Origin of the sequence: Tateyamaria sp. syn59 (assembly GCF_007995245.1) — a bacterium.
Taxonomy (GTDB): Bacteria; Pseudomonadota; Alphaproteobacteria; order Rhodobacterales; family Rhodobacteraceae; genus Tateyamaria.
Map to the genome: position 1 here is coordinate 58,839 of NZ_VCBA01000015.1, position 18,593 is coordinate 77,431.

Consider the following 18,593-nt stretch of genomic DNA (forward strand, 5'->3'; position numbering starts at 1 on the left):
GCCAATACAAGCGCAGCGGCACATCAAAACAAAAAGCCCCCGCCGCGGGGCGAGGGCTTTTCATCAGGCATCACATCCTGGCTTATTCTTCGGCCGCATCCTCGGCAGCAACGCGGGCCTTGTCGGCGGCACCCTTCGCGTCGCGATCGCGGTCCACGAATTCGATGATGGCCATCGGCGCCATGTCACCATAGCGGAAGCCGGCCTTCAGAACGCGGACGTAACCGCCCTGGCGGTCCTTGTAGCGCGGGCCCAGAACGTCGAACAGCTTTGCGACATACTGGTCTTCTTTCAGCTTGGCCGCGGCCTGACGGCGGGCGTGCAGGTCGCCGCGCTTGGCCAGCGTGATCATCTTTTCGATGATCGGGCGCAGTTCTTTTGCCTTGGGCAGAGTTGTCTTGATTTGCTCATGTTCGATGAGCGAGCCAGCCATGTTGGCGAACAGAGCCTTGCGGTGCTCATGTGTCCGATTCAGGCGGCGGTAACCACGTGCGTGACGCATTTTCTTTTCTCCTTTTTGCCCTCTACGGGCTGTTTTGCTTTGTCTGGCCCGCGATGCGTGTCACGGACTCTCCTTGGGGCATCCTTGCCCAGGGGCGGTAGGGCGGGGTTTCACCCCGCCGCACCATTAAAAGTTGTCTTCGAACTTCTTGGCCAGATCTTCGATGTTGTCCGGCGGCCAGTCCTCGACATCCATGCCAAGGTGCAGACCCATGCCCGACAGCACTTCCTTGATCTCGTTCAGCGACTTGCGGCCGAAGTTCGGCGTGCGCAGCATCTCTGCCTCGGTCTTCTGGATCAGATCGCCGATGTAGACGATGTTGTCGTTCTTCAAGCAGTTTGCAGACCGGACCGACAGTTCCAGCTCGTCCACTTTCTTCAAGAGAAGCGGGTTGAACTCGAGACCGTCGTCGTCGTCCTGACGCGAGGCGCTTTCCGGCTCGTCGAAGTTGACGAAGATGCCCAGCTGGTCCTGCAGGATGCGCGCGGCAAAGGCCACGGCATCGTCAGGGCTGATGGAGCCATCGGTTTCGACCTTCATGGTCAGCTTGTCATAGTCCAGCACCTGGCCCTCACGGGTGGGCTGCACGTCATAGCTGACCTTCTTGACGGGCGAGTAGATGGCGTCGATCGGGATCAGGCCGATGGGCGCGTCTTCCGGCTTGTTCTTGTCAGCCGACACGTAGCCCTTACCGGTATTCACGGTCAGTTCCATGTAGACATCGGCACCGTCGTCGAGGTGGCAGATAACCAGATCGCGGTTCAGGATCTCGATCCCGGCGCTTTCGGAAATGTCACCCGCGGTCACAACGCCCGGACCCTTGGCAGAGATCGAAAGGCGCTTGGGGCCTTCGACTTCCATGCGCAGGCTGACCTGCTTGAGGTTCAGGATGATGTCGGTGACGTCTTCACGGACACCGGCCACGGATGAAAACTCGTGCAGCACATTGTCGATCTGCACGGATGTGATGGCCGCGCCTTGCAGCGACGACATCAGCACGCGACGCAGCGCGTTGCCCATGGTCAGGCCAAAGCCGCGCTCCAGCGGTTCGGCAACAACAGTGGCCTGTCGCGCGGGTTCGTTGCCCGGCTTGACGTCAAGCTGCTGCGGCTTGATCAGTTCGGCCCAGTTCTTGTGGATCATGCGTCCCTCCATTCCTGTCTGCGTGCCATGTCCAAACGCGCAAACTCCCGAGGTTTCAAAAAGCGGTTTGGGGCCGTGCGAACCGCAGGCCCCAAAGAGTGTTCAGTTGTCGCTTAGACGCGGCGGCGCTTGGGCGGACGGCAGCCATTGTGGGCAATCGGCGTCACGTCGCGGATCGACGTGATGTTGAACCCAACGGCGGCCAGGGCGCGCAGTGCGCTTTCACGGCCCGAACCGGGGCCCTGCACTTCGACTTCCAGCGTCTTCACACCGTGTTCCTGCGCCTTGCGGCCCGCGTCTTCGGCAGCCATCTGGGCGGCGTAGGGCGTGGATTTCCGCGAGCCCTTGAAGCCCATGGTGCCAGCCGACGACCACGAAATGGCGTTGCCCTGCACGTCCGAGATCAGGATCTTGGTGTTGTTGAACGAGGAATTCACGTGGGCAACGCCCGCCGCGATATTCTTGGAGACCTTGCGCTTACCGCCGCGCCGTGTGTCACGTGCCATGGATGCGCCTCCTTATTTCTTCTTGCCGGCAATGGCCTTTGCGGGGCCTTTGCGGGTACGAGCGTTGGTGCTTGTGCGCTGACCGCGGACAGGCAGGTTGCGACGGTGGCGCAGGCCACGGTAGCAGCCCAGGTCCATCAGGCGCTTGATGTTCATCTGCGTGTCGCGACGCAGGTCACCCTCGACGGTGTAGTTCTCGTCGATGTGCTCGCGGATTTTCAGAACTTCTGCATCGCTCAGTTCGTTCACGCGGCGTGTCAGGTCGATGCCGACAGCTTCGCAGATTTTCTGAGCGGAGGTGTTGCCGATACCCGTGATGTAGGTCAGGGCGATCGGAACACGCTTGGCGGTGGGGATGTTGACCCCTGCAATACGTGCCACGTAAGGCTTCCTTTCGTTGCGAGCCCGTCATTCCAGGCCCTTTTTTCACAACATAAGGCCCAAGGATTTTGCCCCCGGGCCTGCCGCTGATCAGGTGATCCGACCGGACGCGTTTCGGTCTTTGATTCTCGTTAGAGATGGCGTGAGATAGGCGTTGATTAAGGGTGCGTCAACCCCTCGACTTAGCTGTCAAGGACTTTGGCAATCGCCGCCTTCACATCCGCGATTTCACCCAGCCCATCAACCTTCGTCAGCTGACCCTTGGCATAGTAGTACCCAATCAGCGGAGAAGTCTTCTTGTAGTACTCCATCAGGCGCACTTTCATCGACTCGGCGTTGTCATCCGCCCGCACGGACTGGCCTGCGGCAGCGGCCTCGGCAGCGCGGCCCACGATGCGGTCCACCAGCACCTCGTCATTGACCTCAAGTTCGATCACGGCGTCCAGGCTTTCGCCCTTCTCGGCCAGCAGATCCGCCAGCGCATCGGCCTGCGCCAAAGTGCGGGGGAAGCCGTCAAAGATGAAACCGTTCGCCTTGACCGTCTCAAGCTGTTCGCGGATCAGGCCGATGACGATTTCGTCCGTTACAAGCCCGCCACGATCCATGACGTCGGCCACGATCTGGCCCATCTCCGTGCCGCTCTCCTTGGCTGCGCGCAGCATATCACCGGTGCTCAGTTGCACCATGCCACGCTCTTCAACAAGAAAACGCGCCTGCGTTCCCTTGCCCGCGCCCGGCGGGCCCAAGAGAATAATGTTCATCAGCTGTCCCCTCCCTTGGTCGCCTTATCGGCGCACAGGGCTCCGTTTGCGGCGGGTCTTGTTGCCCTTTCCGCGCAGTTGCGATTTCTCAATCAGACCTTCGTACTGGTGCGCCAGCAGATGGCTTTGAACCTGTTGGATCGTGTCCATGGTCACCGACACCACGATCAGCACGGATGTGCCCCCGAAGTAGAACGGAATGGCGAACTCACCGCGCAGGATTTCCGGCAGCAGACAGACCAGCGCCAGATAGGCAGAGCCCAAAACCAGCACGCGGTTGACGACATATTCCAGGTATTCCGAGGTTCGCTTGCCCGGACGAATGCCTGGGACAAAGCCGTTCTGGTTCTTCAGGTTCTCGGCCACGTCATCCGGTTTGAAGCTGACGTTGAACGTGTAGAAGTAGGCAAAGAACACGATCATCGCGGCAAAGAACAGCAGGTAGAGCGGCTGGCCAGGACCGAAGTTGGCAAGCAGCCACGACATGACCGGATTGGTCGAGCCGCCCGAGAAGGTCGAGATGGTCACGGGCAGCAGCAGCAGCGACGAGGCAAAGATCGCGGGGATCACACCTGCGGGGTTCACCTTGACCGGCAGGTCGGACTTGCCGCCGTCATAGACTTTCATGCCGACCTGACGGCGCGGATATTGGATGTGGATCTTGCGCAGTGCGCGTTCCATGAACACGACGAAGGTGATGGTGACGATCACCATCACGATCACACCGACGATGATCGCGGGGCTGAGCGCGCCAGAGCGGCCCGAGGCAAAGAATTGTGCCAGTGCCGCAGGCACCTCGGCAATGATGCCGACAAAGATGATCAGCGAGATACCGTTACCGATGCCGCGTGCGGTGATCTGTTCACCCAGCCACATCAGGAACATGGTGCCGCCAACCAGTGTGATGAGGCATGAAATGCGGAAGAACATGCCCGGATCAGTCACCAGATCACCGGATTCCAGCGACACGGCCAGACCGTAAGCCTGCAAGGTCGCCAACGCCACGGTGCCGTAGCGGGTGTATTGGTTGATCTTCTTGCGCCCCTGCTCGCCCTCTTTCTTGAGCTGTTCAAGCTTGGGCACCATCGAGGTCAGAAGCTGCACGATGATCGAGGCCGAGATATAGGGCATGATGCCCAGGGCAAAGATGCCCATCCGGCCCAGCGCGCCACCCGTGAACATGGATACCATGCCACCGATCCCCTGACCGGCGCTTTCCATGAACTCCCGCAGGGCCGCGCCATCAATGCCGGGCACCGGGATGAAGGTACCAAGGCGGTAGACGATCAGCAGACCGAGGGTAAACAGGATGCGGTTGCGCAGGTCGGTGGCCTTGCCCAGAGCGCTCCAGCTCGTGTTGGCGGCCATATTCTCGACGGCAGATACCATGCGGGCGTGTTCCTTTATGGCGAAACGCCGCCCTGCACGGTTTCCCGGCGGGCGGCGTAGGAAAGACTAGAGACTATGTAAGCCGCTGGCGCGCGGCTCACAAGGCGTCAAACTGGCTTACTCGGCGGCCGCCGCGGTGGTCGTCAGCGACCCGCCCGCTTTTTCAACGGCTTCGACAGCCGATTTGGAGGCGCCAGTCACCGAAAGTTCAACTTTCGTGGTGATCTCACCCTTAGCCAGAACGCGGATACCGTCCAGCTTGCGGCGCACGAGACCGGAGGCAATCAGCGCGTCCTCGTCGATAGCAGCCTTGGCGTCCAGCTTGCCCGCATCGATGAACTTCTGGATCAGGCCCAGGTTCACAACGGCAAATGCCTTGCGGTTCGGCTTGTTAAAGCCGCGCTTGGGCAGACGTTGATAGAGCGGCATCTGGCCGCCTTCGTAGCCATTGATGGCCACACCCGAACGGGATTTCTGACCTTTGATACCACGGCCACCCATCTTGCCCTTGCCAGAGCCGGGACCGCGGCCAACGCGGGTGCGTTTCTTGGTTGCGCCGGGATTGTCGCGCAGTTCGTTCAGTTTCATATCGCTTCTCCTTGCCGGATGTGCCCCACGAAGCGTGAACGGGACAACCACGGCGTTTCTTGGTTTTGATTCTCGCGGCGCACTGCGCCACTGGGCGCGTATAGACGGCGTGTGGCGGCGGATCAAGCCCATGTAACCCGCGGCACGCCAAAGCATCGCGACAGTAAGGAATACCGGACTGATCGAGCTGGGCGAGGTCTGATAGACGGTTCCGTATAGTTATTGCCGTACGTTTTTAGCAGCACACACATTTCACGACCCGCATCCACCCGGATGCACCGATTTTGGAGAAGCCATTTGATTGACGTCCTTTTGCAAGGCGGTGGGCCTGCCGCTTTCTTTGGTCTGGCCTCCGCCTTGCTGAGTATTTATGCCTTTTACCCGTATGCGCGCGATGTGGTGCGCGGGCGGACACAGCCACAAAGGGCATGCTGGCTGATCTGGTCCGTCCTGGGCAGCATCGCCCTCGTCTCTCAAATCGTGGAAGGAGCGACCGCATCTCTGTGGTTTGCGGCCATACAGGTTGGCTGGACCATGGTGATTTTCGGGCTGTCGATCTGGCGCGGTCAGGGGCGGTTCCTGAACCCGGGCGATGAAGCCATTCTGGCGGCGGCAGCGATCGGTCTGGGCCTCTGGGCCGCGACGGACAGTGCCGCGTACGCACTGCTCATCACTATCTCGATCTCCATGTTGGGCGGTGCCGCAACCATCGCCAAGGCGTACCGAACGCCAGGCACCGAAACGATGTCGACATGGGTGATCTCGTGGTTGGCCGCTGTCTGCGCGATCTGTGCCGTGAAGCATCTCGATTGGGTGCTGCTGGCTTATCCGCTCTACCTGCTGTGCCTCTACACTGGCATCATTCTGGCGATGGTCTTGGGCCGCACCCGCGGACATCACGCCGCTTTTGCTACGACGCGTCGGCCCGCGGGCAATGCGGTGTAGAAAAATCAGGCGCCCGCCCAAGATATAGCTGTTCTTGCGTGGTTTTCGGGTATACTTGGCGATCAAGACGAGCCCGAACGGGCCATCAGCAGACCAAACAGGCCACCACACGCAACCGGAGCCCGCCTTGCTGCACGCCATTGCACAGCATCCTGACGTCGCCTATCGCGCCGGGCTCGCATCAGCTGCGCTCAGCATTTATGCGTTCTGGCCCTATATTCGGGACATCCTCACAAACCGCACACGGCCCGAACGGGCCTCATGGCTGATCTGGGCGCTCCTCAGCGCAGTGTCCCTGCTCAGCCAGGTCTATGAGGGTGCCGACCAGTCGCTCGGCTTCGCCGCGATCCAGACCGCGGGCACCGTTATCATCTGCGCCCTGACGTTCTGGAAGACAACCGGCCTGAAGTTCCAGACCGAAGACAGCCAGGTCCTGACTGCCACCGCCGTCGGCATCTGGCTCTGGGCCGAGATGGAAAATGCCGCCTATTCCCTCTTCGTCACCATCACCATGTCGATGATGGGCGGGCTTCTGACGATGAAAAAGACGTTCCTCGACCCGCAATCAGAAACGTGGGCCACATGGGCCGCATTCTTCGTCTCTGCCCTGTTGGCGGTCGTGGCCGTCGGGCGCGCGGACTGGCTATTGTTGGCCTACCCGCTCTATGTCATGGCGCTGTCCGGCGGGATCATGGCCTGCATGGCCGCTGGGCGGCTCGTTCAAAAGCGGCGCCCGGTCGCAGAAGAGCCCGAGCATCGCCAGCACCTGACCCTGTCGGTCATGTCGTTTCAACGGGCGGGTTCACCCAGCGCGTCGGAGTGAACGGCTGCGTTACTGCGCGCTCCAGCAACTCCAGCCGGTCCTGCCCGTAAAAAACCTCCCCCTCCAGCACATAGGTCGGTGAACCGAACACACTGGCCGCTAACGCCGCCTGCCCATTGGCCTCATACTGCGCCGCCACCTCAGGCGCGCTGGCCGCAGCAAAGAGCGCATCCGCATCATGGCCCAACCCGGCCACAAGCGCGCGCAACGTGGGCGCATCCGACAAATCCGCATCGTCCCACCAATGCGCCTCGAGAATGGCATGCGCCAGCGCATCCACATCCGGCCCCCGGTCGCCAAGGGCAAGGAGCAAGTGACTGGCCAGCGCATAATCCGCATCGTGATGGGTCGGACGGAACGACACGACCGGCACGTCACGCAGCTCTGCCCACCGCTCGATCTCACGGCCAAAGAAGTAATCCACATGCGCCTGCGTCCGCTGCCGAAACGGCAGACTGCCCTGCGCCTCGACCACCGGTGACAAAGGCATGGGGCGATGTACCAATGTCAGCCCATGCGCAGCACAGATCTGCATCACGCGGGCAGAGCCGAGATAGGCAAAGGCAGAATGGGCGGAATAGTAATAGGTCAATTCGGTCATGCCGCGCAGGCTAGGACCGAACGCGCAGGCACACAATGCACCGTTGCGACCGTCCGTCAGCTAATGCCACTCTGCCCTTATGTTCCGCATCCTCACCCTTGCCGCCGCCTTCGCAACCGCCCTGCCCTCAACCCTCACAGCCGCAGGCTGCGCACGCGACGCGATGCTGGTCTTCGACGGCTCCGCCTCCATGGACGAGCTCAGCTTCGACATCTCACGCAAAACACGGATTGTGGACGCCCGCGACGCGCTCCGACAGGCCCTGCCCGACATCACCCCCTTCCGCCGCGTGGGCCTTCTGACCTACGGCCCCGGCAGCAACGCAGATAGCTGCGCCAATATCGACCTCCGCTTCGGCCCCCGCGCCGACGCCGCCTTAGACATCCTGACCGAAATCGATGCCATGCAACCCAAAGGGCTGACCGCCCTCGCCGCCTCCGTCCGCGCGGCAGCAGACGCGCTCGACCACCGCAACCGATCCGGCATCGTGGTACTGGTGACAGACGGTAATGAGACCTGCGGCGGACGGCCTTGCGCGCTTGGAACAGCACTCGCGTCCGAGGCCAAAGACCTGACAGTCCACGTCATCGGCTTCCAGGTGGTCGTGGACTTCTTCAGCTGGGACAACCCCGAACAGGTGGACGTGGGCGCAGGCAACACGGTGGCCAAATGCCTCGCCGACCGGACGGGTGGGCTCTATCTCTCGACCGAGACAGTGAATGAGTTGGCGGATGCGCTGCGGGCGACATTGGGGTGTGCGTTGATTGGTTTACCAGTTCAACCCCTCGCGGCCCCATCCCCGGAACTTCGCTCGCACCCGTCTTTGAAATCCTGATCAGACATATTCAGGGCAAAGTCATATAAAATCTTGACCACGCAATCGCTTCGATAGGTTGCTGCCAAATACTGCATATCTACGAAAGCAAAAGACTTACGTTGGACGTAGAACGGCAAGGGATGCAGGCGAGTTCGCAACGCTATGGTTTCCCTGGACATTGAACTGCCTGGCTCGAGCGCAGCAATTTCTTCAGCGTCAAGTTTAAAATACTTGATTAACTCGTTCTCTCGCGCGCTGTCGAACCCATCAAGAACAAAAAGAAACCTGTCAACGTCATTCACGTCATCAATTGTCTCACGTGAAGAAACCCTAGGATCACGCGGAACCTGCTCTCCGTTGGAGATGGGATTTAAACCCACATTGGCGCTGCTACTTGAGAAAACAAAGCCAACAACTGGCTTGAGTAACCGCGTTTCCAATGCCAGCACAGCTGGAACTTGCGTGGCAGCCGCAAATGGCCAAGCTCCATAAGTCACTAGGGCCAAAACATATGCCGCTAAGCCCCGCCAGACCCATTTCCAAAACAAAAGACACACCTTTCTTCTTTGCTTCAAAATACGCAACTATAGGCGCCCAAACCCCTTGCAACATAAAAAACGCCCCACCAAAAGGCGGGGCGTTCAAAGTCTCTCATCCGGCACAGGGCCAGACAGCCGGGGCGTTTAGCCCTTCTCTTCGATGATCTCGACCAGGTGCGGGATTTTCCGGACCATACCGCGGACGGAAGGTGTGTCTTCCAGCTCGCGGGTCTTGTGCATCTTGTTCAGGCCCAGGCCGATCAGCGTTTGGCGCTGCTTTTCGGGGCGACGGATCGGCGAGCCGATCTGTTTGACGACGATTGTCTTTGCCATCTGTCTCAGGCCTCCTCAGCCACTTGGCTTTGCTCGGACGGCGCTTCGTCCCGCTTGGGCAGGATGTCGGCGACCTTCTTGCCACGACGCTGCGCAACGCCACGGGGGCTTTGCTCTTTCTTCAGACCGTCGATGGTGGCGCGGATCATGTTGTAGGGGTTGGCCGAGCCGATGGACTTCGACACAACGTCCTTGACGCCCAGCATCTCGAACACGGCGCGCATCGGACCACCGGCGATGATACCAGTACCCTCAGGTGCGGTGCGCATGACGACCTTACCGGCGCCGTGACGACCTTCCATGTCGTGGTGCAGCGTGCGGCCTTCGCGCAGTTGCACGCGGATCATCTGGCGCTTGGCTTGCTCGGTGGCCTTGCGAATGGCCTCGGGGACCTCTTTCGCTTTACCTTTGCCAAAGCCAACGCGGCCCTTCTGGTCGCCCACAACGACGAGCGCGGCGAAACCGAAGTTCTTGCCACCTTTCGTTGTTTTCGACACGCGGTTGATCGCAACCAGGCGATCTGCAAATTCCGGTGCCTCGTCGCGGTCGCGACGGTTGCCCCGGCGGTTTTCACGTTCTGCCATCAGAACACATCCTTACTCAGGTGGCTTTCGCCAGTTCAACTCAATCCCAGTGAACCAAAGGCTCCCGGATCATCGGAGGGGCGGTGCCGCCCCTCACAGGGTCTTAGATCTTCAAACCACCTTCACGCGCAGCGTCGGCCAGAGCCTTCACCTTGCCGTGAAAGAGGAACCCACCGCGGTCGAAGTATGCTTCTTCCACGCCAGCTTTCTTCGCGCGCTCGGCAATCGCCGTGCCCACCTTGGTGGCCGCGTCGATGTTGTTCTTGCCGACAACGCCCAGGTCCTTTTCCAGGGAAGAGGCCGAGGCGAGGGTCACGCCGTTCACGTCGTCGATCAGCTGCACGCTGATGTTCTTGTTGGAACGGTGCACGCTCAGGCGCGCGCGTCCAGCGTTGACCTTGCGCAGTTTGTTCCGGACGCGCAGGCGGCGCTTGAGGAACAGGGTCCGTTTGCTGTTTGCCATCTGTCTGGTCCTTACTTCTTCTTACCTTCCTTGCGGAAGATAAATTCACCTTTGTAGCGGATGCCTTTGCCCTTGTAGGGCTCGGGCTTGCGCCACTCGCGGATTTTCGCGGCCACTTCGCCAACCTGCTGCTGGTCAATGCCCTCGACCACAATCTCGGTCTGCTTGGGGGCAGTGACGGTGACACCCTCGGGCGCCACGAAATCCACGTCGTGGGACAGACCCAGGTTCAGCTTCAGGGTGTTGCCCTGCATCTGCGCCCGGTAACCCACACCCTGGATTTCCAGCTCTTTCTTGAAGCCTTCGGTCACGCCGGTCACGCAGTTCTGCACCTGCGTGCGGGACATGCCCCACTGCTGGCGCGCGCGCTTGGACTTGCCGCGGGGTTCGATGGTGACAACGTTGTCTTCGACCTTGAGGGTCACGTCGTCGGTGGCGGTGAAGCTGCGGGTGCCCTTGGGGCCCTTCACTTCGATCGTCTGGCCGGAGAGGGTGGCGGAGACACCCGAGGGCAGATCGACCGGTTTCTTACCAATACGAGACATCTGCTGTTCTCCTTAGAAGATCGTGCAAAGCACTTCGCCGCCAACATTCTGGCTGCGCGCGCTTGCATCCGACATCACGCCCTTCGAGGTGGAGACAATCGCTACACCGAGGCCCTGACGGACCTGCGGGATCTCGCCCACACCCATATACACACGACGGCCAGGTTTGGACACGCGCTTCAGTTCGCGGATCACAGGCTCGCCTTCGTAGTACTTCAGGCTGATTTCAATGGCCGGGTGGCCGTTTGCACCGGTGGTCTTCTCGAAACCACGGATGTAACCCTCGTCCGCCAGCACTTCCAGAACGCGCTCGCGCAGTTTCGACGCAGGCGTCTCAACCACGGATTTGCCGCGCATCTGGCTGTTGCGGATACGGGTGAGCATATCGCCGATAGGATCGTTCATGACTATCTCTCCCTTACCAGCTTGATTTCACAAGGCCGGGGATCTGGCCGGCAGAGCCAAGCTCCCGCAGCGCGATCCGGCTGATCTTCAGCTTACGATAGTAAGCGTGCGGACGACCGGTCAGCTGGCAGCGATTGTGAAGGCGCGTGGCCGAGCTGTTGCGGGGCAGTTTTGCCAGCTTCAGCGAGGCGCGGAAACGCTCTTCCATCGGTTTGCTTTCATCGCTGATGATCTCTTTGAGTTCCGCACGCTTGGCGGCGTACTTCTTCACCAGCTTTTCGCGCTTCACTTCGCGCGCGATCATGGATTTTTTCGCCATATCTTTGTCCTCTGCGCTTACGAGTTGAAGGGCATGTTGAAGTGCTTCAGCAAGGATTTTGCTTCGGCATCGGTGTCGGCTGTCGTGGTGATCACGATGTCCATCCCCCAGGTCTCGTCGACCTTGTCGAAGTCGATCTCGGGGAAGACGATGTGCTCTTTCATGCCCATGGCGTAGTTGCCACGGCCATCAAAGGATGTGCCGGACACGCCGCGGAAGTCGCGGACGCGGGGCAGCGCGATGGTGATCAGACGGTCCAGGAATTCATACATGCGGTCGCCGCGCAGGGTTACTTTCGCACCCAAGGGCATGTCCTCACGCACGCGGAAGCCAGCGATGGACTTCTTGGCTTTCGTGGTCATGGCCTTTTGTCCGGCGATGGCGGTCAGATCTTCCTGTGCGGATTTTGCTTTCTTGCTGTCTTTGACAGCTTCAGCGCCGCAACCGATGTTCAGAACGATCTTGTCCAGACGCGGGATCTGCATGTCGTTCTTGTAGCCGAATTCCTCTTTCAGGGCAGCGCGGATGCTGTCCTTGTACTGGGCCTTCAGGCGCGGGGTGTAGTTGGCTGTGTCGAGCATCAGATCACGTCCCCTGTTGTCTTGGCAAAGCGCACTTTCTTGTCGCCGTCCATCTTGAAGCCCACGCGGGTGGGTTTGCCGTTGGCGTCAAGCAGAGCCAGGTTCGACAGGTCAATCGGCATCGCCTTGGGGATGCGACCGCCTTGGCTGGTCTGGCTTTGACGGGTGGCGCGGATGGCGATGTTGATGCCGTCAACGACGGCTTTGTTCGCCTTTGGGTTCACGGAAGAAATCGTGCCTTCCTTGCCCTTGTCCTTGCCAGCGAGAACGACGACCTTGTCGCCTTTTTTCAGTTTGGCAGCCATATCACAGCACCTCCGGGGCGAGCGAGATGATTTTCATGAAGTTCTTGCCGCGCAACTCACGCACCACCGGCCCGAAGATACGGGTGCCAACGGGTTCGTTGTTGTTGTTCAGGATGACGGCGGCGTTGCGATCAAAGCGGATCGCTGTGCCGTCTTCGCGACGGACTTCCTTGGCGGTGCGCACGACGACGGCCTTGCGGACGTCCCCTTTCTTCACACGACCACGCGGGATGGCTTCCTTGACCGACACGACGATGATGTCGCCGACGGATGCGTATTTACGCTTGGAACCACCCAGAACCTTGATGCACTGCACTCGGCGGGCGCCGGAGTTGTCAGCAACATCCAGGTTTGTCTGCATCTGGATCATTTGGTGTCTCCCGACCTTTGGGGGGCTGATGCGTTCGCCTGATCCCCAGGGTTTCGATTAATGCGGTTGGTGCGATGGCTCATCCGGCCCCCTGGCCCGTCTTCGCGAAGACAGACCGTCAGGTCTGGATGAGAGCACAGGCTTACGCCTCCAGCACCTCCCAGCGTTTTGTCTTCGATTTCGGCGCGCATTCGATGATGCGAACGGTGTCACCGACCTTGAAGGCATTTTTTTCATCGTGCGCCCGGTACTTCTTGGACTTACGAATGGTCTTTTTCAGAACCGGGTGCGTAAAGCGGCGCTCGACGGACACGGTCACTGTTTGTGCGTTTGCGTCGGAGGTCACGACGCCTTGCAGGATACGCTTTGGCATAGTGCTCTCCTTATTCTGCCGCGTTGCGGGCTTGTTCGTTGAGGATCGTCTTGACGCGCGCGGCATCCCGACGGACCGAACGCAGACGCGCCGGGTTCTCAAGCTGACCTGTGGCCTGCTGGAAACGCAGGTTAAAGGCTTCTTTCTTCAGATTTGCCAGCTCATCACGCAACTGGTCCGGGGTTTTATCCCGAAGTTCCTGGGCGTTCATCGCCATTGTCCTTTCAACATCACGAGGGTGCTGCCCAGCTGGGCGTGACACCGATTCCCGTGGAGTGGGTGAATAGAGGGGCCGTATATGGGGGCACCGGGGGTATGGCAACCCCTTTCCGGCAAAGAAAAACACGGCTGTTATGGGCCGCCGTCGCGCACACAACATCTATGTCTTGTCCGGCTGCGCAATACCATTCAACCGAGTGCCGCTCTCGTACATTTGCTACCGCAAATACCCTGTCGCGCACTGGTTCAATATCGCGTTCCGCGATATTGAACCGACATGTCTCAAATCACATCCCTCTTCGCCACCCGCCTCTACCACGCCCCGCTCTCCGAGTTCGCCCCCAAGATCGACCCGGACGAGTTGGAACAGCACTGCTATGCCATCGCCGAGGATGACGAGGCCGGCCACGACTGGTGCGAGCGCGAGGGCTATCCCGGCTACACCTCCTACGCCTCACTCGACGACCTGCCCTGGCGCTTCCCGATCTTCGCGGACGTGGTCAAAGCACTCGACGCCCACGTCGCCGCCTTCGCCAAGGAACTCGCCTTCGATCTGGGCGACAAGACACTCAAACTTGACAGTATCTGGATCAACATCCTGCCCGAAGGCGGCATCCACACCAGCCACATCCACCCCCACTCCGTGATCTCCGGCACGACCTACGTGGCGATGCCCGAAGGCACGAGCGCGCTGAAACTCGAAGACCCCCGTCTGCCGATGATGATGGCCTCACCGGGTCGCACAAAAGACGCGCCCGAGGACCTGCGCCAATTCCACTACGCCAAACCGTCGGTGGGCGATGTGCTGCTCTGGGAAAGCTGGCTGCGGCACGAGGTGCCCATGAACATGGCCGAGGAGGAACGGGTCTCGGTGAGTTTCAACTACGGTTGGGAGTGAGAGGACCGGTTCGCGCAGCGGCGATCAGTGAAGCGGATCAGCGAAGGCCCCAGTGGGGCGTTTGCCCGCTGAACGGGGGGTGTTTAAGGTCCGAACGGGCGGAGCCCTAGACCAGCCACGTTACCTCTTACTCCGTAGGGTGCGCATTCACTGCGCACCGCACGCGCCCGATCCAATGCGCCGAGCCGCGCCATCGACAGGCCACGGTCTGTCGATCCAACGCACCTTCAGCAGCACTTTATGGCAGCCAAGCACATCTTCCATCCGAGCGAAGCGCTGACATCACCCAATCGACAGGCCCGGGGGTGGCCTGTCGATGACGCGGCGGCCTGCGGCCTTGATTCCGCGCTGGGTCTCTCGGTTCTTACGTTCGAAACAGGCCGGCGCCCGACCGACCTGGAGGGCCTCTGATCTGCGCGCTCCCTCACCGTCAAGCACAGCATAACCGCTCAGCGCAGATGTCGACATAGCGCCCGCCCTCCGGGGGGAGGTCGGTCGGGCGCTGGCCAGGCTGGGTGCCTGGCTGGGAATTGCAGCTCAATCGTTGCGCTTGCGAAAAGTTGGCAAGGCTTTGATCAAAGTTGCCAAGCTTTCCCCGCGACGTGCGCGCAAGACAATCGCCAACGCAACCAACGTAAGCAATACAGCACCCAAACCGCTGCCTGACATAACGAACAGGTTCAGTTCCGCTTCTCGTAGGATGGTCCAGAACTCCATACACATTCCTCGCTATAGAATGATGTTTGAGCTCCTAGCTCCGCTAAATATTGGCAACCATCTCACTGGGGAAGAGAAAAATGTCCGAAAGCCGTCGAAGCAATTAAGTTGCATACGACACGTGGTGCTTGGCTGCCCTCACAACACCACTGAGTGGGGTTGCGCCAGAAACATACCAACATCACGTTGAACAACCCGCATAAAAAAACCCCGACGCTCTCACGCCGGGGGCTTCTCAATTTCTACCGGGTGCCGCTCTCGTGCATTTGCCTTTGGCAAATACCCTGCCGCGCACGGATTGCGCCCCGATGGGGCGCAATCGGTTTACCAGTCTTCCCGAACAACAACCCGCGTCTTGATCGGCAGCTTCATCGCCGCCAGACGCAGGGCCTCGCGGGCCACATCATCGTTCACACCGTCGATCTCGAACATCACGCGGCCGGGTTTGACCTTGGCCGCCCAACGGTCGACCGAGCCTTTACCTTTACCCATCCGCACTTCGATCGGCTTGGCCGTTACAGGCACGTCGGGGAAGATCCGGATCCAGACCCGGCCCTGACGTTTCATGTGACGTGTCATCGCACGACGTGCTGCTTCGATCTGACGGGCGGTGACCCGTTCGGGCTGCAGCGCCTTCAGGCCGTAGGTGCCAAAGTTCAGGTCGGACCCGCCCTTTGCCTTGCCCTTGATCGAGCCTTTGAACTGCTTACGGAACTTCGTACGCTTTGGTTGAAGCATCTCTACTCTCCTTTAGCGACGGCCACCGGCGCCACGGGGGGCCGGACCGTCCTGGAGTTCCTGGGCCTTGCGGTCGCGCGCAGCCGGATCGTGCTCCATGATCTCACCTTTGAAGATCCAGACCTTGATCCCGATGATCCCGTAGGGGGTCATGGCTTCGGCGTGGGCGTAATCGATGTCCGCCCGCAAGGTGTGAAGAGGCACACGGCCTTCGCGATACCACTCGGTGCGGGCAATCTCGGCCCCACCCAGACGGCCGGCAACGTTCACGCGAATGCCCAGGGCACCCATACGCATGGCGTTCTGCACGGCGCGCTTCATGGCACGGCGGAAGGACACACGACGCTCAAGCTGCTGTGCGATGCTCTCGCCCACCAGTTGCGCGTCCAGCTCGGGCTTACGAACCTCAACGATGTTGAGGTGCAGCTCGCTCTCGGTCATCTTGGCCAGCTTCTTGCGGAGCACTTCGATGTCCGCGCCTTTCTTGCCGATGATGACACCGGGGCGGGCTGTGTGGATCGTGACGCGGCACTTCTTGTGCGGACGCTCGATGATCACACGGGCCACACCGGCCTGTTTGCACTCTTCCTTGATGAACTCACGGATCTTGATGTCTTCCAACAACAGATTGCCGTAGTCCTTGGTGTCGGCGTACCAGCGGCTGTCCCAGGTGCGGTTCACCTGCAGGCGCATGCCGATCGGATTGACTTTCTGACCCATCAGGCTTGCTCCTCTACCTGGCGCACTTTGATCGTGATCTCGGCGAACGGCTTGATGATCTTGCCGAAACGACCGCGGGCACGTGGGCGACCACGTTTCATGGTGAGGTTCTTGCCGACCCAGGCTTCCGCCACGATCAACTCGTCCACATCCAGGTTGTGGTTGTTTTCTGCGTTGGCAATTGCAGATTGCAGGCACTTCTTGACGTCCTGCGCGATCCGCTTCTTCGAGAAGGTCAGGTCGGTCAGGGCCTTGTCCACCTTCTTGCCACGGATCATCTGGGCAACCAGGTTCAGCTTCTGCGGAGACGTGCGCAACATGCGCGTCTTCGCCATCGCCTCGTTGTCCGCCACGCGGCGGGGGTTCTTATCCTTGCTCATTTGCGCTTCGCCTTCTTGTCAGCGGCGTGACCGTAGTAGGTCCGCGTGGGCGAATATTCCCCGAACTTCTGGCCGATCATCTCTTCGGTCACGTTCACGGGAATATGCTTCTGGCCGTTATACACACCAAAGGTCAGACCCACGAACTGGGGCAGAATGGTGGACCGACGGGACCAGATCTTGATGACTTCGTTGCGTCCCGACTCGCGGGCCGCTTCCGCTTTCTTCAGCACATAGCTGTCGACAAACGGGCCTTTCCAAACAGAGCGTGCCATATCTTAGCGCCCCTTCTTCTTGGCGTGACGCGAGCGGATGATAAGCTTCTGCGACGCTTTGTTCTTGTTGCGGGTCCGCGCACCTTTGGTGGGCTTGCCCCAGGGCGACACGGGGTGACGACCACCCGAGGTCCGGCCCTCACCACCACCATGGGGGTGATCGATCGGGTTCATAACCACACCACGGACGCTTGGGCGAATGCCCTTGTGGCGCATACGGCCTGCTTTACCGAAGTTCTGGTTCGAGTTGTCGGGGTTCGACACGGCACCCACGGTGGCGCGGCACTCCTGACGGACCAGACGCAGCTCGCCCGAGGACAAACGGATCTGGGCATAGCCCCCATCACGCCCCACGAACTGGGCATAGGTGCCGGCAGCACGCGCGATCTGACCACCCTTGCCGGGCTTCAGTTCGATGTTGTGCACGATTGTCCCGATGGGCATGCCGGAGAAAGGCATGGTGTTGCCGGGCTTGATGTCGGCCTTCAGGCTCGACACGATCTTGTCGCCCACGGCCAGACGCTGCGGCGCCAGGACATAAGCCTGCTCGCCATCTTCGTATTGCACGAGGGCAATGAACGCGGTCCGGTTGGGGTCGTATTCGATGCGCACGACTGTGGCCGTGACGTCCATCTTGTTCCGTTTGAAATCGACGATCCGATAGAGGCGCTTTGCCCCGCCGCCCTTGCGGCGCATCGTGATCCGTCCGGTGTTGTTGCGGCCACCATTCTTGGTGAGACCTTCGGTCAGCGCCTTGACGGGGCGCCCCTTCCACAGCTCCGAACGGTCGATCAGAACCAGCCCACGCTGGCCCGGCGTCGTCGGCTTGTACGACTTGAGTGCCATGTTACTGTCTTCCGTTTTGCTAAACGACGATGGGTGCGATCACCCCCGCCTATGGTTAAAGGCCCCCGAAGGTGCCCGAGTAGTGCGTCCGATCTGGCGGATGACGCATCCGCCTTACGAACAACGGCAAAGCCCCGGACGAATCCGGGGCAGTGCAGATGGGGTCGTTTAGGTCAGGCAGGAAGTGGGGTCAACCCGTAGGGTGGGCATTCCGCCCACTGTCCAACATCGGCAACTCACACACCGTTAAGCCGGACACATCAAAGGAGCGGTAGGGCGGGCTTCAGCCCGCCGTCCCCCATAGCCACCAACACCACCCAAAGCCGGTCGAGCACCTGACGTGGGCTGGCGCCACAACGCTCGAACGACACACTTTATGGCAGCCAAGCACATCCCCACCTCCCATCGGGCAGCGCGCGGGTGACATAGCGCCAGACCGCCGGGACGGTCAGGCGCTCGCCCGGCGCCTTCGGCTTGATTCCGGGCGGATACGCATTTTGAAGTGTGTCGCCTAGGGTCAGGACCCG

30 protein-coding genes are annotated in these 18,593 nt (G+C 60.4%); 4 read left to right on the plus strand and 26 right to left on the minus strand.

Annotated features, from left to right (window positions below):
* Positions 1–82: 82 nt before the first annotated feature.
* The 7 genes from rplQ to rplO form a co-directional block, all read right to left on the minus strand.
* Positions 83–502, minus strand: coding sequence for a 50S ribosomal protein L17 (rplQ, locus tag FD715_RS19655; RefSeq protein ID WP_147114075.1), 420 nt, complete (start codon positions 500–502; stop codon positions 83–85).
* 126 nt (positions 503–628) lie between these two features.
* Positions 629–1,645: a DNA-directed RNA polymerase subunit alpha gene (locus FD715_RS19660; protein ID WP_039688716.1), complete on the minus strand. Its 1,017-nt coding sequence runs from the start codon at positions 1,643–1,645 to the stop codon at positions 629–631.
* Positions 1,646–1,758: 113 nt separating this feature from the next.
* Entirely contained in the window at positions 1,759–2,151 is a 393-nt protein-coding gene (rpsK, locus tag FD715_RS19665; RefSeq protein ID WP_147114078.1) for a 30S ribosomal protein S11, read from the minus strand.
* A gap of 12 nt (positions 2,152–2,163) precedes the next feature.
* A complete protein-coding gene (rpsM, locus tag FD715_RS19670; protein WP_147114081.1) occupies positions 2,164–2,532 on the minus strand; it encodes a 30S ribosomal protein S13 in 369 nt (122 codons plus the stop codon).
* A 182-nt stretch (positions 2,533–2,714) separates the two neighbouring features.
* Positions 2,715–3,293, minus strand: coding sequence for an adenylate kinase (locus tag FD715_RS19675; RefSeq protein WP_147114083.1), 579 nt, complete (start codon positions 3,291–3,293; stop codon positions 2,715–2,717).
* A 24-nt stretch (positions 3,294–3,317) separates the two neighbouring features.
* On the minus strand, positions 3,318–4,682 hold the full coding sequence (gene secY / locus FD715_RS19680) for a preprotein translocase subunit SecY (RefSeq protein WP_147114088.1): 1,365 nt from the start codon (positions 4,680–4,682) through the stop codon (positions 3,318–3,320).
* Positions 4,683–4,799: 117 nt separating this feature from the next.
* Complete coding sequence (gene rplO, locus FD715_RS19685) at positions 4,800–5,270, minus strand: 50S ribosomal protein L15 (protein WP_147114091.1); 471 nt, start codon at positions 5,268–5,270, stop codon at positions 4,800–4,802.
* A gap of 297 nt (positions 5,271–5,567) precedes the next feature.
* On the opposite strand from rplO, the gene FD715_RS19690 reads away from it, so the two are divergent.
* Positions 5,568–6,215, plus strand: coding sequence for a hypothetical protein (locus FD715_RS19690; RefSeq protein ID WP_147114094.1), 648 nt, complete (start codon positions 5,568–5,570; stop codon positions 6,213–6,215).
* Positions 6,216–6,342: 127 nt separating this feature from the next.
* On the plus strand, positions 6,343–7,038 hold the full coding sequence (locus FD715_RS19695; RefSeq protein WP_147114098.1) for a hypothetical protein: 696 nt from the start codon (positions 6,343–6,345) through the stop codon (positions 7,036–7,038).
* Here the strand turns inward: FD715_RS19695 and FD715_RS19700 are convergent.
* The gene (locus tag FD715_RS19700; protein WP_147114101.1) at positions 6,995–7,639 is read right to left on the minus strand and encodes a 2-hydroxychromene-2-carboxylate isomerase; all 645 of its coding nucleotides are present in this window, start codon (positions 7,637–7,639) and stop codon (positions 6,995–6,997) included. The genes FD715_RS19695 and FD715_RS19700 overlap by 44 nt on opposite strands.
* A gap of 79 nt (positions 7,640–7,718) precedes the next feature.
* On the opposite strand from FD715_RS19700, the gene FD715_RS19705 reads away from it, so the two are divergent.
* The gene (locus tag FD715_RS19705; protein ID WP_223274990.1) at positions 7,719–8,474 is read left to right on the plus strand and encodes a VWA domain-containing protein; all 756 of its coding nucleotides are present in this window, start codon (positions 7,719–7,721) and stop codon (positions 8,472–8,474) included.
* On the opposite strand, the gene FD715_RS19710 is transcribed toward FD715_RS19705, so the two are convergent.
* The 12 genes from FD715_RS19710 to rpmC all read right to left on the minus strand — a co-directional run bounded on the left by FD715_RS19710 (position 8,417) and on the right by rpmC (position 13,484).
* Complete coding sequence (locus FD715_RS19710) at positions 8,417–9,040, minus strand: hypothetical protein (RefSeq protein ID WP_147114104.1); 624 nt, start codon at positions 9,038–9,040, stop codon at positions 8,417–8,419. The genes FD715_RS19705 and FD715_RS19710 overlap by 58 nt on opposite strands.
* 99 nt (positions 9,041–9,139) lie before the next feature.
* Positions 9,140–9,328, minus strand: coding sequence for a 50S ribosomal protein L30 (gene rpmD / locus FD715_RS19715; protein WP_147114108.1), 189 nt, complete (start codon positions 9,326–9,328; stop codon positions 9,140–9,142).
* 5 nt (positions 9,329–9,333) lie between these two features.
* Entirely contained in the window at positions 9,334–9,912 is a 579-nt protein-coding gene (gene rpsE, locus FD715_RS19720) for a 30S ribosomal protein S5 (RefSeq protein WP_039688597.1), read from the minus strand.
* Between the two features lie 103 nt (positions 9,913–10,015).
* Positions 10,016–10,375, minus strand: a complete 360-nt coding sequence (gene rplR / locus FD715_RS19725; protein ID WP_039688599.1) for a 50S ribosomal protein L18 — start codon at positions 10,373–10,375, stop codon at positions 10,016–10,018.
* An 11-nt stretch (positions 10,376–10,386) separates the two neighbouring features.
* A complete protein-coding gene (gene rplF, locus FD715_RS19730) occupies positions 10,387–10,920 on the minus strand; it encodes a 50S ribosomal protein L6 (RefSeq protein WP_039688602.1) in 534 nt (177 codons plus the stop codon).
* A 12-nt stretch (positions 10,921–10,932) separates the two neighbouring features.
* On the minus strand, positions 10,933–11,325 hold the full coding sequence (gene rpsH, locus FD715_RS19735; protein ID WP_039688604.1) for a 30S ribosomal protein S8: 393 nt from the start codon (positions 11,323–11,325) through the stop codon (positions 10,933–10,935).
* A 13-nt stretch (positions 11,326–11,338) separates the two neighbouring features.
* Positions 11,339–11,644: a 30S ribosomal protein S14 gene (rpsN, locus tag FD715_RS19740; RefSeq protein WP_147114111.1), complete on the minus strand. Its 306-nt coding sequence runs from the start codon at positions 11,642–11,644 to the stop codon at positions 11,339–11,341.
* Positions 11,645–11,661: 17 nt separating this feature from the next.
* Positions 11,662–12,225 carry a 50S ribosomal protein L5 gene (rplE, locus tag FD715_RS19745; RefSeq protein WP_147114114.1) on the minus strand — a complete coding sequence of 188 codons (564 nt, stop codon included), beginning with the start codon at positions 12,223–12,225 and terminating at the stop codon, positions 11,662–11,664.
* Positions 12,225–12,530, minus strand: coding sequence for a 50S ribosomal protein L24 (gene rplX / locus FD715_RS19750; protein WP_147114117.1), 306 nt, complete (start codon positions 12,528–12,530; stop codon positions 12,225–12,227). Before rplX ends, rplE begins: the two co-directional genes overlap by 1 nt.
* A 1-nt stretch (position 12,531) precedes the next feature.
* Entirely contained in the window at positions 12,532–12,900 is a 369-nt protein-coding gene (rplN, locus tag FD715_RS19755) for a 50S ribosomal protein L14 (protein ID WP_008757934.1), read from the minus strand.
* A 142-nt stretch (positions 12,901–13,042) separates the two neighbouring features.
* Positions 13,043–13,273 (minus strand): 30S ribosomal protein S17, encoded by a 231-nt coding sequence (rpsQ, locus tag FD715_RS19760; RefSeq protein ID WP_008555996.1) that lies wholly within the window; start codon positions 13,271–13,273, stop codon positions 13,043–13,045.
* 10 nt (positions 13,274–13,283) lie between these two features.
* Complete coding sequence (rpmC, locus tag FD715_RS19765) at positions 13,284–13,484, minus strand: 50S ribosomal protein L29 (protein ID WP_039688614.1); 201 nt, start codon at positions 13,482–13,484, stop codon at positions 13,284–13,286.
* Between the two features lie 285 nt (positions 13,485–13,769).
* On the opposite strand from rpmC, the gene FD715_RS19770 reads away from it, so the two are divergent.
* Positions 13,770–14,390 carry a TIGR02466 family protein gene (locus FD715_RS19770; RefSeq protein WP_147114120.1) on the plus strand — a complete coding sequence of 207 codons (621 nt, stop codon included), beginning with the start codon at positions 13,770–13,772 and terminating at the stop codon, positions 14,388–14,390.
* 537 nt (positions 14,391–14,927) lie between these two features.
* On the opposite strand, the gene FD715_RS19775 is transcribed toward FD715_RS19770, so the two are convergent.
* The 6 genes from FD715_RS19775 to rplB form a co-directional block, all read right to left on the minus strand.
* Positions 14,928–15,107, minus strand: coding sequence for a hypothetical protein (locus tag FD715_RS19775; protein ID WP_147114122.1), 180 nt, complete (start codon positions 15,105–15,107; stop codon positions 14,928–14,930).
* 324 nt (positions 15,108–15,431) lie between these two features.
* Complete coding sequence (gene rplP, locus FD715_RS19780) at positions 15,432–15,845, minus strand: 50S ribosomal protein L16 (RefSeq protein ID WP_039688620.1); 414 nt, start codon at positions 15,843–15,845, stop codon at positions 15,432–15,434.
* 12 nt (positions 15,846–15,857) lie between these two features.
* Complete coding sequence (rpsC, locus tag FD715_RS19785; protein WP_147114125.1) at positions 15,858–16,565, minus strand: 30S ribosomal protein S3; 708 nt, start codon at positions 16,563–16,565, stop codon at positions 15,858–15,860.
* On the minus strand, positions 16,565–16,945 hold the full coding sequence (rplV, locus tag FD715_RS19790; protein WP_039688623.1) for a 50S ribosomal protein L22: 381 nt from the start codon (positions 16,943–16,945) through the stop codon (positions 16,565–16,567). Before rplV ends, rpsC begins: the two co-directional genes overlap by 1 nt.
* Complete coding sequence (gene rpsS, locus FD715_RS19795; protein ID WP_039688624.1) at positions 16,942–17,220, minus strand: 30S ribosomal protein S19; 279 nt, start codon at positions 17,218–17,220, stop codon at positions 16,942–16,944. Before rpsS ends, rplV begins: the two co-directional genes overlap by 4 nt.
* A gap of 3 nt (positions 17,221–17,223) precedes the next feature.
* Complete coding sequence (rplB, locus tag FD715_RS19800; RefSeq protein WP_039688626.1) at positions 17,224–18,066, minus strand: 50S ribosomal protein L2; 843 nt, start codon at positions 18,064–18,066, stop codon at positions 17,224–17,226.
* Between the last annotated feature and the right edge of the window lie 527 nt (positions 18,067–18,593).